The sequence below is a fragment of the Streptomyces sp. NBC_01445 genome (assembly GCF_035918235.1).
Taxonomy (GTDB): Bacteria; Actinomycetota; Actinomycetes; order Streptomycetales; family Streptomycetaceae; genus Streptomyces.
In genome coordinates this window covers 4,768,765-4,783,426 of record NZ_CP109485.1, presented here as the reverse complement: position 1 = coordinate 4,783,426, position 14,662 = coordinate 4,768,765, and the positions used below count along the sequence as shown (strand labels likewise).

The 14,662-nt window shown below is 70.8% G+C and carries 10 protein-coding genes; 7 read left to right on the top strand and 3 right to left on the bottom strand.

What is annotated here, in order from left to right; genetic code table 11:
- The first annotated feature begins 115 nt into the window (after positions 1-115).
- Positions 116-2,092 carry a DNA helicase RecQ gene (gene recQ / locus OG574_RS21775; protein ID WP_326774576.1) on the top strand — a complete coding sequence of 659 codons (1,977 nt, stop codon included), beginning with the start codon at positions 116-118 and terminating at the stop codon, positions 2,090-2,092.
- An 82-nt stretch (positions 2,093-2,174) separates the two neighbouring features.
- On the opposite strand, the gene fahA is transcribed toward recQ, so the two are convergent.
- The gene (fahA, locus tag OG574_RS21770) at positions 2,175-3,437 is read right to left on the bottom strand and encodes a fumarylacetoacetase (protein WP_326774575.1); all 1,263 of its coding nucleotides are present in this window, start codon (positions 3,435-3,437) and stop codon (positions 2,175-2,177) included.
- Between the two features lie 213 nt (positions 3,438-3,650).
- On the opposite strand from fahA, the gene OG574_RS21765 reads away from it, so the two are divergent.
- The 3 genes from OG574_RS21765 to OG574_RS21755 all read left to right on the top strand — a co-directional run bounded on the left by OG574_RS21765 (position 3,651) and on the right by OG574_RS21755 (position 7,101).
- Positions 3,651-4,904: a carboxylate--amine ligase gene (locus OG574_RS21765; RefSeq protein WP_326774574.1), complete on the top strand. Its 1,254-nt coding sequence runs from the start codon at positions 3,651-3,653 to the stop codon at positions 4,902-4,904.
- An 81-nt stretch (positions 4,905-4,985) separates the two neighbouring features.
- Positions 4,986-6,188, top strand: coding sequence for an FAD-dependent oxidoreductase (locus OG574_RS21760; protein WP_326774573.1), 1,203 nt, complete (start codon positions 4,986-4,988; stop codon positions 6,186-6,188).
- An 88-nt stretch (positions 6,189-6,276) separates the two neighbouring features.
- The gene (locus tag OG574_RS21755; protein WP_326774572.1) at positions 6,277-7,101 is read left to right on the top strand and encodes an HAD family hydrolase; all 825 of its coding nucleotides are present in this window, start codon (positions 6,277-6,279) and stop codon (positions 7,099-7,101) included.
- Between the two features lie 51 nt (positions 7,102-7,152).
- On the opposite strand, the gene OG574_RS21750 is transcribed toward OG574_RS21755, so the two are convergent.
- Complete coding sequence (locus OG574_RS21750) at positions 7,153-9,153, bottom strand: CocE/NonD family hydrolase (RefSeq protein WP_326778573.1); 2,001 nt, start codon at positions 9,151-9,153, stop codon at positions 7,153-7,155.
- A gap of 28 nt (positions 9,154-9,181) precedes the next feature.
- Positions 9,182-10,696: a peptide MFS transporter gene (locus OG574_RS21745; protein ID WP_326774571.1), complete on the bottom strand. Its 1,515-nt coding sequence runs from the start codon at positions 10,694-10,696 to the stop codon at positions 9,182-9,184.
- A 224-nt stretch (positions 10,697-10,920) separates the two neighbouring features.
- Between OG574_RS21745 and OG574_RS21740 the strand changes: the two genes are divergently transcribed.
- From OG574_RS21740 to OG574_RS21730, 3 genes are all read left to right on the top strand, one after another.
- Complete coding sequence (locus OG574_RS21740; RefSeq protein ID WP_100598042.1) at positions 10,921-11,931, top strand: polyprenyl synthetase family protein; 1,011 nt, start codon at positions 10,921-10,923, stop codon at positions 11,929-11,931.
- Positions 11,932-12,148: 217 nt separating this feature from the next.
- A complete protein-coding gene (locus OG574_RS21735; protein ID WP_326774570.1) occupies positions 12,149-13,162 on the top strand; it encodes a CHRD domain-containing protein in 1,014 nt (337 codons plus the stop codon).
- Between the two features lie 231 nt (positions 13,163-13,393).
- On the top strand, positions 13,394-14,659 hold the full coding sequence (locus OG574_RS21730; protein WP_326774569.1) for a LolA family protein: 1,266 nt from the start codon (positions 13,394-13,396) through the stop codon (positions 14,657-14,659).
- Positions 14,660-14,662: the final 3 nt, after the last annotated feature.

The window sequence follows — 14,662 nt, the reverse complement described above, 5'->3', positions numbered from 1 at the left end:
CCCCAGCCTGTGGATAACTTTTCGGGCTGTCGGTGCGGAGCCCTATCGTGGCAGCAGTGGTCGAACCACAAAGTATGGACGTACGGGGGACAGGGCGATGAATGGGATCGGTGGCATGAGCGAGGTGACGGAGCCCGGCGTGGCGACGGCGATGCGCGGCGGCGCGCTGGAGACGCTGCACCGCGTCTTCGGATATGACGCGTTCCGCGGCGAGCAGGAAGCGATCATCGACCACGTCGTGGACGGCGGGGACGCCGTCGTCCTGATGCCGACCGGCGGCGGAAAGTCCCTGTGCTACCAGATCCCGGCCCTGGTCAGGCCCGGCACGGGCGTCGTGATCTCGCCCCTCATCGCCCTCATGCAGGACCAGGTGGACGCGCTGCGCGCGCTGGGCGTGCGCGCCGGGTTCATGAACTCGACGCAGGACTTCGACGAGCGTCGCACCGTCGAGGCCGAGTTCCTCGCGGGCGAGCTGGACGTCATCTATCTGGCGCCGGAGCGGCTGCGCCTCGACTCCACGCTCGACCTGCTCTCCCGCGGCAGGATCTCCGTCTTCGCGATCGACGAGGCGCACTGTGTGGCGCAGTGGGGGCACGACTTCCGCCCGGACTACCTGGCCCTGTCCGTCCTCGGCCGGCGCTGGCCGGACGTGCCGCGCATCGCGCTCACGGCGACGGCGACGCACGCCACGCACCAGGAGATCACCGAGCGCCTGGGCATGCCGGACGCGAAGCACTTCGTGGCGAGCTTCGACCGGCCCAACATCCAGTACCGGATCGTGCCGAAGGCGGACCCGAAGAAGCAGCTCCTCAGCTTCCTCAAGCAGGAGCACGAGGGCGACGCGGGCATCGTGTACTGCCTGTCGCGCAAGTCGGTGGAGGCGACGGCCGAGTTCCTCAGCCGCAACGGCATCGAGGCGGTCCCGTACCACGCGGGCCTGGACGCGGGGACCCGCGCGGCGCACCAGTCCCGGTTCCTGCGCGAGGAGGGCCTGGTCGTCTGCGCGACCATCGCGTTCGGCATGGGCATCGACAAGCCCGACGTCCGGTTCGTCGCGCATCTCGATCTCCCGAAGTCCGTCGAGGGCTACTACCAGGAGACGGGCCGCGCCGGGCGTGACGGGCTCGCGTCCACGGCCTGGATGGCGTACGGGCTGCAGGACGTCGTCCAGCAGCGGAAGCTGATCAACATGGGGGAGGGGGACGAGGCGTTCCGGCGCCGGGCGGGGTCCCACCTCGACGCGATGCTGGCGCTGTGCGAGACGGCGCAGTGCCGCAGGTCCCAGCTCCTCATGTACTTCGGCCAGGAGCCGCAGGCGGCAAGCTGCGGCAACTGCGACACGTGCCTCTCGCCGCCGGAGACCTGGGACGGCACCGTCGCCGCTCAGAAGATCCTCTCCACGGTGGTGCGTCTCGACCGGGAGCGCAGGCAGAAGTTCGGCGCGGGCCAGGTCATCGACATCCTGATGGGCCGGCGAACGGCCAAGGTCATCCAGTTCGACCACGACCAGCTCTCCGTCTTCGGCATCGGCGAGGACCTGAGCGAGGCCGAATGGCGGGGCGTGGCACGGCAGTTGCTCGCGCAGGGACTCATCGCGGTCGAGGGCGAGTACGGGACGCTGGTGCTCACCGAGGAGAGCGGGAGCGTCCTCGGGCGCCAGCGGGAGGTGCGGCTGCGCAAGGAGGCGCCGCGCCCCGCCACGTCCCGGTCGGCCTCGCGGGACCGCAAGGCGAAGTCGCCCGCGGCGGACCTGCCGGAGCAGCTGCTGCCCGTGTTCGAGGCGCTGCGCGCGTGGCGCGGCGCGCAGGCGAAGGAGAACGGGGTCCCGGCGTACGTCATCTTCCACGACGCGACGCTCAAGGAGATCGCCCTCCAACACCCGACGTCCATCGGCCAGTTGGGCACGATCGGCGGCGTCGGCGAGAAGAAGCTGGCGACGTGGGGCGAGGGTGTGCTCGGCGTCCTGGCGGGCCTGGACGGCGCCGGTTCCAGCGGCCCGGCAGCCCCGGCCGACTCCGCCGCCGGGGAGGCGCCGGAGCCGGATCCCGGCTGGCCCGAGGACGAGCAGGAGCCGGAGGACATCGACTGGTGACGGTGGTGACGGTGGTGACGGCGCCCTCAGGCCACTGACGGCGCCCCGCCGTCGGGCCCCTGACAGCGCCGCCTCAGGCCTCTCATGCCGTGGCGCCCGCCACGATCCGCCCCGTCACTTCGCCGAGGCCCACGCGTGTGTTGTCCGGGCCCTGGGCCCAGGCCGTCATCGTGACCACGTCACCGTTCTCGAGGAACGTTCGCTTGCCGTCGGGGAGTTCGATGGGGTCGCGGCCGTTCCAGGTGATTTCGATGAGGGAGCCGCGTGCGTTCTCCGAGGCGCCGCTGATGGTGCCGGAGCCGTACAGGTCGCCCGTGCGCAGGGAGGCGCCGGCCACCGTCATGTGCGCCAGCATCTGCGCCGCCGTCCAGTACAGGGAGGCGGAGGAGGTCTCGGAGATGACATGGCCGTTGAGGGTGACAGTGATGTGCAGGTCGTAGCCGCCGGGCTCGTCCGCGATGCCGTCGGGGGAGGGTGCCGTGTCGTCCAGGTACGGCAGCAGCGGGTATGTGCGCTCCGGGGGCGCCACACGCGCCTCGTCCAGCGCGTCCAGCGGGGTGATCCACGCCGAGACCGACGTGGCGAACGACTTGCCGAGGTGCGGGCCGAGCGGCACGGTCTCCCAGGACTGGATGTCGCGCGCCGACCAGTCGTTGAGGAGGCACAGCCCGAACACGTGGTCGCGGTACGCGGACAGCGGCACCGGCGTGCCCTGCGCGGACGGCGTCCCGACGACGAAGCCGAGCTCCGTCTCGATGTCGAGCCGTACCGACGGGCCGAAGACCGGGGCCGGGTCGGCCGGGGGCTTGCGCTGGCCCGAGGGGCGGACCACGTCCGTGCCCGAGACCACGACCGTCCCGGCGCGACCGTGGTAACCCACCGGCAGATGCTTCCAGTTGGGCTTCAGAGGCTCCTCGTCCGGGCGGAACATCCGGCCCAGGTTCCGGGCGTGGTTCTCCGAAGCGTAGAAGTCGACGTAGTCCGCGACCTCGAAGGGGAGGTGCAGGGTGACTTCGGCGAGCGGGTGCAGCAGGGGGCGCACGGTTTCGCGGTGGGCCGGGACCGTGACCCAGGCCGTGAGCGCGCGGCGCACGTCCGACCAGGCGGTGCGGCCCGCCGCCATGAGCGGGTTCAGGGTGGGACGGGCGAGCAGGGAGACGTAGGGCGAGCCGAGCGCGGCCGCCGCGGCGCCCGCGTCCAGCACGTACGAGCCGAGGCGCACGCCGACCCGGCGCGCTTCCACGGCCTCCCCCGGCAGGGAGAACACCCCGTACGGGAGGTTGTGCGGTCCGAAGGGGTCGCCTTCGGGGAGGTCGAGGGGGGTGAGCGGGGTCTGCTCGGACATGCGTACCTGCCTCGCTTTCCATATGGGTGGGCCACACGTTACGTGGCAGCGGCGCGTTGGGGCAGTGTCTAAAGAGTTCGCAATGTCCGGATAAGCCTTGCTGGAGTGGTCAATTCCGGCTTAGCGTCCTATCGGGGGACGCGGGCGGGGTGGGTCCGGGTCCGAAGGGGGACAGGACACGTGGGGGGACCCGTGGCCAGGAGCGCCAGCAGCGTGCCGTTCGAATGCGACCGGGACGTGCCGGGCCTGATCGTCAAGTTCGGTGACTATCCACTGCATCACGGAGGAGTGGGAGCAATCCGCAGCCTGGGCCGCCTCGGCGTGCCCATGTACGCGATCACGGAGGACCGTTACACGCCCGCGGCGTCCTCGCGCTATCTGCGCCGGGCCTTTCCCTGGCGGACCACCGGGGCCGAGGAACCGGAGCGGCTCGTCGAGGGCATGCTGCGCATCGCGCGCCGGATCGGCAGGCCCACGGTCCTGATCCCGACCGACGAAGAGGCGGCCGTCCTCATCGCCGAGCACCAGGAAGAACTGGCGGACCGGGGGAAGTTCCTGTTCCCCCGCGTCGAGCAGGACCTGCCGCGCCGCCTCGCCAGCAAGCAGGGGCTGCACGAACTGTGCGTGGAGCACGGTGTCGCGTCGCCGGCGGCCTCGTTCCCCGAGTCGTACGCCGACATCGAGGAGTTCGCCGCGTCGGTCCGCTTCCCGGTGGTCGCCAAGAACCGGGAGGCGTTCACCCGCCGCAAACAGCCCGCGGTGAACGGCACGACGAAGATCGCGACCCCCGAGGGCCTGCTCGAACTCGCCCGCGACTGGGGCGGGCAGCCCGGCGTGATCCTTCAGGAGTACCTGCCGAGGGAGCAGGCCGAGGACTGGATCGTGCACGCGTACTTCGACGCGGACTCTTCGCCACTGGCCCTCTTCACCGGCGTCAAGGTGCGCTCCTGGCCGCCGCACGCGGGCATGACGGCGAACGCGTACGTCGTCGACAATCCGGAACTCGCGGACCTCGCCGCGCGTTTCATCAAACAGATCGGCTTCACCGGCGTCATCGACCTCGACCTGCGCTTCGACCGGCGCGACGGCCAGTACAAGCTCCTCGACTTCAATCCGCGCATGGGCGCCCAGTTCCGGCTCTTCGAGAGCGAGTCCGGGATCGACGTCGTCCGTGCCCTGCACCTCGACCTGACCGGCCGCGCCGTCCCGGAGGGGGAACAGCGCGCGGGCCACCGGTACGTGGTGGAGAACATCGACCTGCCCGCTCTCATCGCCTACCGCCGCAGCGGCTACACGACCCCGCACGCCCCGGCCCGCGCCACGGGCACGGAGCTCGCCTGGCTCGCCACCGACGACCTGCGGCCCCTGTTCACGATGCTCGCCCGCTTCGTGGGCCCAGGAGCCCGCCACCTCCACCAGCTGTGGCGGACCAACCGCCGAGGCGGCGGCACGACCAGGACCAATTAGCGCACGACCACCACTGAGTACCAAGTGCCAAGTGTCAACGCGAAGTAGGAAGCAAATGTTCTTCCCTGGGGAGGGGACTTCGTGATTCATCCGGTAGCTGTCATCGGAGCGGGCCCGTACGGCCTGTCGACCGCCGCCCATCTGAGGGCACGCGGCATTCCGGTACGCGTCTTCGGCGACCCCATGGTGAGCTGGCGCTCGCACATGCCCGCGGGAATGCTCCTGAAGTCCGTGCCGTCCGCCTCGAACATCGATGCCCCGCAGCGCGGCCACGACCTAGTCGACTACTGCGACGCCGCGGGGATCCCGCGCCTCGTGACGGACGAGGACATCGTCCCGGTCGAGACGTTCGTCGCCTACGGGGACTGGTTCCAGCAGAAGCTCGTGCCCGACCTGGAGCGGGTCAGGGTCGTGTCGGTGGACCGGCGCGGACACGAGAACTTCGAGGTCAAGCTGGACTCCGGTGAGCAGTTCACGGCCCGCGCGGTCGTCGTCGCCACCGGCCTCTCGGGCCTCGACCACCTGCCGCACGAGCTCGCCGCGGCGGCGCCCGACGGCCCCGCCCCCACAGGCCCCGTCTCCCACAGCTCGCAGCACCACGACCTGTCCCGTTTCTCCGGCAGGGAACTCGTCGTCGTCGGCGCCGGGCAGTCCGCCCTGGAGGCCGCCGCGCTCGCCGCGGAGGCCGGGGCGAGCGTGCGGATCGTGGCGCGCGGCCAGGGCTCCGTACGATTCGGCGCGCCGCCGTGGGACCAGCCGAAGCTGCGCCCCGAGACGCCGTTCGGCCGGGCCTGGTCGCTGTACGCGCTGACGTATTACCCGCATCCGTACCGCCATCTCCCGCCACAGGCACGGCACTTCCTCGTCCGGCGGGTGCTCGGGCCGCTCGGGGCGTGGTGGCTGCGCGAGCGGTTCGAGGACAAGGTGCGGGTGCGCGAGGTGGAAGGAATCGTGGGGTCCGCCGCGGCGGACGGAGGCGCGGTCCTCACGGTGCGGGCCCCCGGCGGGCGCCGCGAGGAGCTGACCGCGGACCACGTCATCGCCGCGACCGGCTACCGCGTGGACCTCGCCGCGATGGACTTCCTCGGCGACGGTCTGCGGACCCGGATCGCCGCCAGCCGGGGTACCCCCAAGTTGGGGGCGGGCTATGTGTCCTCGGTGCCGGGGCTCTACTTCACGGGCATGCTGGGCGGGTCGTCGTTCGGGCCGGTGATGAGGTTCGTGTGCGGCACCGAGTTCGCGTCGCCGCGGCTGGTGAAGCATCTCGCGGCGGCACACGCGTGAGGCGCCCCGCGCTGGGGTGAACGGGCGGGACGACGGAGGGGGTGACCGGGCGCAGTGACCCGGCGGAGCGGTCCGTATTCTCTCGATCATGCCCGCTCCGTTTCGCTCCGCTCCGTTCGAACTCATCGCCACAGACCTGGACGGGACGCTGCTGCGCGGCGACGACACGGTCTCCGAACGGACGCGCGACGCGCTCGCGGCCGCGGCAGCCGCGGGGGCCCGGCACCTCGTGGTGACGGGGCGGCCCGCGCCGCGCGTGCGGCCGCTGCTCGGCGAGCTCGGCGGCACCGGCCTCGCGGTCTGCGCCCAGGGCGCCCAGCTGTACGACGCGGCGACGGACCGCATCGTGTGGTCCCTGACCCTCGACCGCGACCTCGCCGAGCAGGCCCTCGGCAAGATCGAGGCCGAGGTCGGCCAGGTCGACGCGGCGGTCGATCAGGACGGTACGGACGGTCTGACGCTCATCGAGCCGGGCTATGTGATGCCGCACCCCACGCTCCCCGCCGTGCGGATCGAGCGCCGCGAGGAGCTGTGGGCCGAGCCCATCAGCAAGGTGCTGCTCCGTCATCCCCGGCTGAGCGACGACGAGTTGGCGACGGTGGCCCGGGCGGTCGTCGGCGATCTGGCGACGGTCACCATGTCGGGCCCCGGCACCGTGGAGCTCCAGCCGTGGGGCGTCACCAAGGCGACGGGGCTCGCGCTGGCTGCCGAACGGCTCGGTCTGACGCCGCAGCGCACGATCGCCTTCGGCGACATGCCGAACGACCTGCCGATGTTCGCGTGGGCCGGCCACGGCGTCGCCATGGCCAACGCCCACGCCGAACTCAGGGCGGCGGCCGACGAGGTCACCCTGTCCCATGAGGAGGACGGGGTGGGGGTTGTCCTGGAGCGGGAGTTCGGGGGCTGGGCGTAGGCCGGCCGCCCCGTATCGGCCGGGGCCACCCTCACCTCCACCCACCCCACCTCACCCCGCCGTACGCGGAATCCGCTGCTCCCATGTCCGGTGGAAGACCACCTCGCCGCCGTCCCGGCACACCACCTCGTTGCTGGTGATGAAGTCCGTCGCGTCGCAGGCGATCTCGGAGCGGGTCTTGATCGTCACGTCCCATGCCAGCTCGGGCCGGTGCAGGCGGATCGACCAGTCGGAACGGGTGCGCGCGCTGAGTGGGTCGGCCTCCTGGATGACGTACGTCTCCACGGCGTCCTCGGTGAATTCGAGGCCGTCGGGGTAGACCCGGGTGCCGCCGTAGCGCGGGTCGACCTCGAGGCGCCATTCGCCCTTGGCGACGTCGCGGACGCAGAGGCGCTCGGGGCGCTGTTCGTCCAGGGTGGCCGGGTAGACGACACCCATGGGCTCGGACTGTTCGGGTGGCTCGAAGCCGATGTCGGCGCCGTTCTCGGCGTCGACCATCCTGACCGGCAGTTCGAGGGTGCTGCCCGCCGGGTCGAGGGTGAAGCCGGCCTCGGATCCGGGCTGCGGCCAGATCCACGGCCAGTAAGCGGACGACACCGCGAGGCGGATGCGGTGCCCGGCCGGGAAGGTGTGACCGATCCCGTTCAGCTCGAAGGAGACCTCGTCCGTGGTGCCGGGGGGCCAGGCGACGGCCTTGTCCCGGCCCTCGCGAGAGGAGAAGTTCAGGACGCCGCGTGTGACGAGCGTCGAGGAGCCGTCCGGCGCCACGTCGCACACCCGGACGGCGACCTGCCCGCGCGGTACCTCGCTGGTGATCCGCAGCGTCACCTGCGGCCGGCCGAGGACCTGCAGATCCGAGGGCACCTCGAACTCGAAGCACGCCGACTTCGCGTCCTCGTCCCGCTGGTCCGGCGGCAGGTCCGCGTCGTTGCCGAAGGGGAAGAAGCGGCCGGCGTCCAGGCCCGTCTGCTGGGGTGACTTCACGATCACGGGCGGGCCCTGAAGGGCGTACGCGAGAGGCGCGACGTTCGGGGACGGCCAGGACGGGTCGCCGACCCAGTGGCCGGGCAGCGTCGGGTAGACGGTGGCGGGCGGGTGCGAGTCGCTGATCCAGGAGCGGAGTTTGGGCTCCGCCATGACGCCGTTGTCGGCGCCCTTGAGGTGGTGGTCCCACCAGCGGAGGGTTTCCTGGAGGAAGCCGATCGCGGGGCCCGGCGGCAGGCCGCGGTCCGGGTACTGGTGCGACCAGGGGCCGATGATCCCGCGCACCTGCTGGTCGGGCAGGTTCTCGACGAGGCGCAGGACGGTGTCGCGGTACGGGTCGTGCCAGCCGCCCACCGCGAGGACGGCCGCGCGTACGGCGGTGTAGTCCTCGCAGACGCTGCCGTGCTGCCAGTAGGCGTCGCGCGTCTGGTGGCCGAGCCAGGTGTGGATGAACGGGTCGACCGCTTCGAGGCGCTCCAGCCACATGTCGCGCCAGCCCTCGCCGACGAACTGGGGGTCGGGCGGCCGCGACACGAAGGCGAGCATGGTCGCCGCCCACGCGTGCATGTCCACCGCGAGGACGGAACCTCCCATGTAGTGCACGTCGTTGTCATAGCGGTCGTCCGTCGAGCAGACCGTGACGACCGCCTTGAGCGGCTCGGGCGCGAGGGCCGCGATCTGGAGGGAGTTGAAGCCGCCCCAGGAGATGCCGAACATGCCGACCTTGCCGCTGCACCAGGGCTGTTCGGCCAGCCAGTTGACGACGGCGACCCCGTCCGCGAGCTCCGTCGTGTCGTACTCGTCGCCGGGCAGGCCCTCCGAGTTGCCGTGCCCGCGTACGTCGACACGTACGGAGGCGTAGCCGTGGCCCGCGTACCAGGGGTGGCGCTGCCAGTCGCGCGGCGCTGTCCAGTCGCTGAGGCGGTACGGGAGGTACTCGAGGATGGCGGGCACCGGCTCGTCGGTCACCGGACGCCAGATGCGGGCGAACAGTGTGGTGCCGTCCGGCAGGGGTACGCGAACGTCCTCGCGGGTCGTCTCGTAGGGGAAGGAGGTGCGGATGGTGATGGCCGGGGTTTCTGACATGGGAGTTACCTCAGTGAACGGGGTGCATGGTCCTGCGCAGCCACGGCGCGAGCGCGATCACGGCCAGGCCGATGACGACGGCGATGGCGCCGTTGACACCGAAGTACGCGGGATTGGAGACCTCGCCGTAGAGCTTCACGGTCTGTGCCTGGATGCCGTTGGCGAGGGCGAGCGACAGGAACCACAGGGACATGGTCTGGCTGGAGAAGGCCTTCGGAGCGAGCTTCGTCGTCGCCGACATGCCGGAGGTCTCCAGGAGGATGTCGCCGAGGCCGAGCAGCAGATACGAGCCGACGATCCACCAGGCGGCCATTTTGTACGTGTCCCCGCTGTGGCCCGAGGTGGGGATGACCATGAGCAGGAACGACAGACCGCCCAGGATCACACCGAACGCGATCTTGTTGGAGGCGTGCGGCTGGCGCGGTCCCATCCGGGCCCACAGGCCGGCCACCACGGGGGCGAGCGCGACCTCGAAGGCGCCGAGCGCGGACGCGTACCAGCTGGCGGGGAAGTGGAAGCCGAGGATCTCGGTCCTGGCGTTCGTCGAGGCCAGCAGGATCATCGTCGAGTACGCCTGGAACAGGATGAAGTTGAAGACCACGGAGGCCAGGAAGAGCACGACGTACGGCTTGAGCCTGCCGCGCTCCTCGGCGCTCACGCGAGGGCTGCGGAACATGACCGCGAAGTACACGACCGGCGCGATGACCGAGATGACCGTGAGGACGTCCACGAAGCGGTCCATCGTCAGCCAGCCGGCCCATACGAGGATCACGGCGAGTACGGCGACGACGACCGCGCCCGCGATCATCATCCGAACCGCGCGTCGCATCCCTTCGGGCGGCAGTGCGTACTCGGCGGCGTGTTTGCGCCCGGCCAGGTGACGTCGCCCGGCGACGTACTGGATGAGTCCGAACGTCATGCCGATCGCGGCGGCCGAGAAGCCCCAGTGCCAGCCCTTGTGGTCGCCGAGCCAGCCGGTGACCAACGGGCCCGCGAAGGCGCCGATGTTGATGCCCATGTAGTACAGCGCGAAGCCGGCGTCGCGGCGCTCGTCGTCGGTGCGGTAGAGCTTGCCGACCATGGTGGCGACATTGGGTTTGACCAGGCCGGTTCCCGCGCTGATCAGGCCGAGGCCGACCCAGGTCATGGCCGCCGTCGGCACCGCCATCGCGTAGTGGCCGCAGGCGATCAGGATGCCGCCGTACAGGACCGCGCGGTACGAGCCGAGGATCCGGTCGGCGAGCCAGCCGCCCCCCACCGAGACGAGGTAGACGAGCGTTCCGTACGCTGCCGATACGGAGGCCGCCGTCCCCGCGGACATGCCCAGGCCACCGTGTGCCACCGTGTCCGCGAAGTAGAGGACGAGGATGGCCTGCATGCCGAGGAACGAGAAACGCTCCCAGACCTCGAGACCCGACAGTGTGAGCAGGCCGCGAGGCTGGCCGAAGAACGCGTGGTCGTCGCCCGGCGGCGGCTGGTCGCTCAGCGGTTCGTTCGGCTCGGCCTCGGCCGTGGTGCGGGACAAAAGCGAGACTCCCGGTCTTCTCGGTCGTATGAGCTGATCAAGAACATACCGGGGGTGTTCGTGGGCCGCTCGGCCTGGTCTGTGCGGGCAGGCCCCCACTGTGATCGAAACGCGACCGGATACGCTGACTTGAGTGATGGCAGCGACACATCGACAAACCGTGTCATCGACCAAATGATCGACCGAGTTCGCCATGTGATCGTCAGCAGACAGGAGAACCTCTCGTGACCGTCGTCGGGACTTTCGGTCTTAGCGTGCGGGACCAGGCTCTCGAAGCCGATGTCCAGGCCGGATTGGCGGCTGTCGAGGAGGGTCTGCTCGAGGCGACGAAGAGCGGGGTCCCCTTCATCACGGAGGCCGCGCAGCATCTCGTCCGTGCGGGCGGCAAGCGCTTCAGGCCCCTCCTCGCGATGCTCGCCGCGCAGTTCGGCGATCCGTACGCGCCGGGTGTCGTGCCCGCCGCCGTCGTCGTCGAGCTCACGCATCTCGCGACGCTCTACCACGACGACGTGATGGACGAGGCCGACGTGCGCCGCGGCGTCGACAGCGCCAACACCCGCTGGGGCAACTCCGTCGCGGTCCTGACCGGCGACTTCCTCTTCTCGCGCGCCTCGCACATGCTGGCCGACCTCGGGCCCGAGGCCGTCCGCATCCAGGCGGAGGCCTTCGAACGCCTCGTCACCGGGCAGATCCTGGAGACGGCCGGACCGCGCGACGGCCGCGACCCGGTCGACCACTACCTCGACGTCCTGGGCGGCAAGACCGGCTCGCTGATCGCCGTGGCCGTGCGGTTCGGCGCGATGATGTCGGGCGCCGACGAGCGCATCGTGGATGTCCTCGCCCAGTACGGCGAGCGGCTCGGTGTCGCCTTCCAGCTCGCCGACGACGTCCTGGACATCGCCTCCGACTCGCACGAGTCCGGCAAGACCCCCGGCACCGACCTGCGCGAGGGCATCCCCACGCTGCCGGTCCTTCGGCTGCGCGAGCGCGCCGAGCAGCTCGGCCTGCCCGAGGACCGCGCCCTGTGCGAGCTCCTCGACTCCGACCTGACGGACGACGCGCGCCACGCCGAGGCGCTCGCGCGACTGCGCGTCCACCCCGCCCTGGAGCAGGCCCGCAAGGACACGGTGCGGTACGCGGAGGAGGCGCGGGCGGCCCTCGCGCCGCTGCCCGAGTGCGGCGCGAAGGCGGCTCTCCTGGAGCTGTGCGACGCGGTGGTGCACCGGGCGGGCTGATGCCCTTCCGCCTCACCGGGCCGCCGCGCGCGGGCCGGTGAGGTCAGTGGCCGTTGCTGCTCGACCCCGGGACCGTGGTCCTTGCGGGTTCCACTCGACCGGATCGTGGTGTGGCGCAGGTCACATTATTGGATTGAGTCCAAGATGAGATTCGTTCCGTACTCATGCCTGGAAGCCGGCGCAGGGGGTGCCGGCTCCGACAGGGGGAACAACGATCATGGGCACTCTCGGAACGATTTCGAAGCGGCGCAAGACCCTCGTGCTCGCCGGGGTGGCGGCCGCTGCCGCAGCCGGCGTGACGGCGGCCGTTCTGCCGGCCGTCGCGGACAACGGCGAGCGCGAGGGCTCCGGCCACGCGGCGCACGGCGTCCAGTCTCTCGACGCCCACGGCTCGCTCTCCGGCGGGCGGGGCGGCGCGCTCTTCGCGGCCGGTCTCAGGGGCGCGGCGGAGGTACCGGTCAAGGGCGGCCCCGCCGTGGGCGACAAGGACGGCGCGGCCCTCGAGTTCATCAAGGTCAAGGGCGACCGGGTGTCGGTCGCGGTCAAGTGGCGGGGCACCGCGAAGCCCACCATGCTCCACATCCACGAGGGCGCGAAGGGCACGAACGGCGGGGTGAAGGTCGACTTCACCGGCCTCCTCGGCAGGATCAGGAACCACCAGGTCACCGGCTCCGTCACCGTCAAGGACCGCGCCCTGCTCGGCCGCCTGACGAAGAACCCCGGCGGGTTCTACGCCAATCTGCACACCGCCGAGTTCCCGGGCGGCGCCGTCCGGGGTCGGCTCCACAAGGTCAGCACGGACTTCGCCTTCCGCGACGCGCTCTCGCACGTACAGGCCTCGGTCGTGCGCGGCCGGCAGATCTATCAGTGCCGGAAGGCGGACGACGGGTCAGGCGCGTACGCCTTCGCGCAGCGCGACGTGCGCGCCGTACTCGGCGGCAACATCGCCCACACCTTCACGGCGCCCAACTCCGGTACGCCGCAGTGGATCGCGCCCGACCGCAGCGCCGTCACCGGCAAGCTCATCAGCAAGACCCCGAACGGTGACGGGAACATCCCTGAGCTGGACCTCAGGGCCACGCAGACCGGCAAGCGGCACGGGCTGCTCTCCGGCACCGCCGAGATCCTGCGCCTGAACACGGTCGGCGGAGTCGCCCCGGCGGGCAGCTGCGACCCCGGCACGGTCGTCGGCGTGCCGTACCGGGCCGACTACGTGTTCGTACAGCGTTGACCGACCCGCGGAACCGGCGGCGTCTCCCCTACGGGATGGGGGAGGCGCCGCCCTCTCGTGTCATACCGCGGGAGTACGCGGAGTTGATCCTGGGGTCTGACGCTTCCGCCCGGCCGATTTGGTCAGATTGATAGCACCACTCCCGACCAGTTCGGGTGAGAATGGCGGCTTGGGGTGGACAGACGAGCAAGGACGGTAGGCCGCCGCCCAACACGGAGGTAGGGCAACAACATGGCACCGTACGAATCCGAAAGCGCCGGTCGTCGCAAGGCGACCCGCTATGTGGTCCCGGTCGCGGTGGTGGGGGTGGCCGCGGCGACGATCGGGCTCGTCCCCGCGCTGGCCGACTCCGGGAACCCCGATCTGCCGAAGCTCAGCGCGCAGCAACTCATCGAGAAGATCGCCAAGTCGGACGTGCAGCAGATGTCCGGCACGGTGAAGATCTCCACGGATCTCGGACTCCCGTCCCTGGGCGGTATGGCGGGCGGCTTCACCCCGGGCGCCGGCGGCTCCTCGGACGGTGTGGACGGCAAGGGGGGCTCCTCCGCCGACCCGCAGTCCAAGCTGATGGAGCTCGCCTCCGGCACGCACACGCTGCGCGTCGCGGCGGACGGCCCGGACCGGCACAAGCTGTCGGTCCTGGACAACGCGGCCGAGTACAGCGTGATCCACAACGGCGACGAGGTCTGGGCCTACGACAGTGCGTCGAACGAGGCGTACCACTCCAAGGGCGCCGCTGCCGCCGGTGACCGGGCCGAGAAGCACGGCAAGGGCGAGACGCCCAAGGGCGTCCCGGCCACGCCCAAGGAGCTCGCGGACGAGGTCCTGAAGGCGTCCGGCAAGACGACGTCGATCTCGGTGGAGGGAACCTCGCAGGTCGCGGGGCGTGATGCGTACAAGCTGCTCGTCAAGCCGAAGCAGGCCGGTTCGACGGTCGGCGGGATCACCATCTCGGTGGACGCGAAGACCGGTGTGCCGCTGAAGTTCACGCTGACGCCCGCGGGCGGCGGCAAGGCGGTCGTGGACGCGGGCTTCACCAAGGTGGACTTCGCCAAGCCGGCCGCTTCGACGTTCGACTTCACCCCGCCGAAGGGCACCAAGGTCACCGAGGGCGACGACCTCAAGGCGCAGGACAAGTCCCACGCGCCGAAGGACCTGCCCAAGGACCTCCCCAAGGGGATGCCCAAGGAGCTGAAGGACGCTCAGGGCGGCGGCATGAACGACATGAAGGTCATCGGTGAGGGCTGGACGTCCATCGCCGAGCTGAAGCTGCCCGGCGGGCAGGGTCTGCCGACGGGCGGCTCGGGCTCGGGCGACGTCCCGCCGGAGGCGCAGAAGTTCATGGATGCGCTCGGCGACCATGTGACGGGCAAGTTCGGCTCGGGCACGGTCTTCTCGACCCGCCTGGTCAACGCGCTGATCACGGACGACGGCAAGGTCTACGCGGGCGCGGTCACCAAGGACGCGCTCGTGAAGGCGGCGAACGCGGCGCAGTAGCCG

What these genes read in the sequence shown, in the direction of transcription:
- OG574_RS21735 (WP_326774570.1), top strand. Translation starts at nt 12,149, where the DNA reads ATGGGCACTCTCGGAACGATTTCGAAGCGGCGCAAGACCCTCGTGCTC.
- OG574_RS21755 (WP_326774572.1), top strand. Translation starts at nt 6,277, where the DNA reads ATGCCCGCTCCGTTTCGCTCCGCTCCGTTCGAACTCATCGCCACAGAC.
- fahA (WP_326774575.1), bottom strand. Translation starts at nt 3,437, where the DNA reads ATGTCCGAGCAGACCCCGCTCACCCCCCTCGACCTCCCCGAAGGCGAC.
- recQ (WP_326774576.1), top strand. Translation starts at nt 116, where the DNA reads ATGAGCGAGGTGACGGAGCCCGGCGTGGCGACGGCGATGCGCGGCGGC.
- OG574_RS21730 (WP_326774569.1), top strand. Translation starts at nt 13,394, where the DNA reads ATGGCACCGTACGAATCCGAAAGCGCCGGTCGTCGCAAGGCGACCCGC.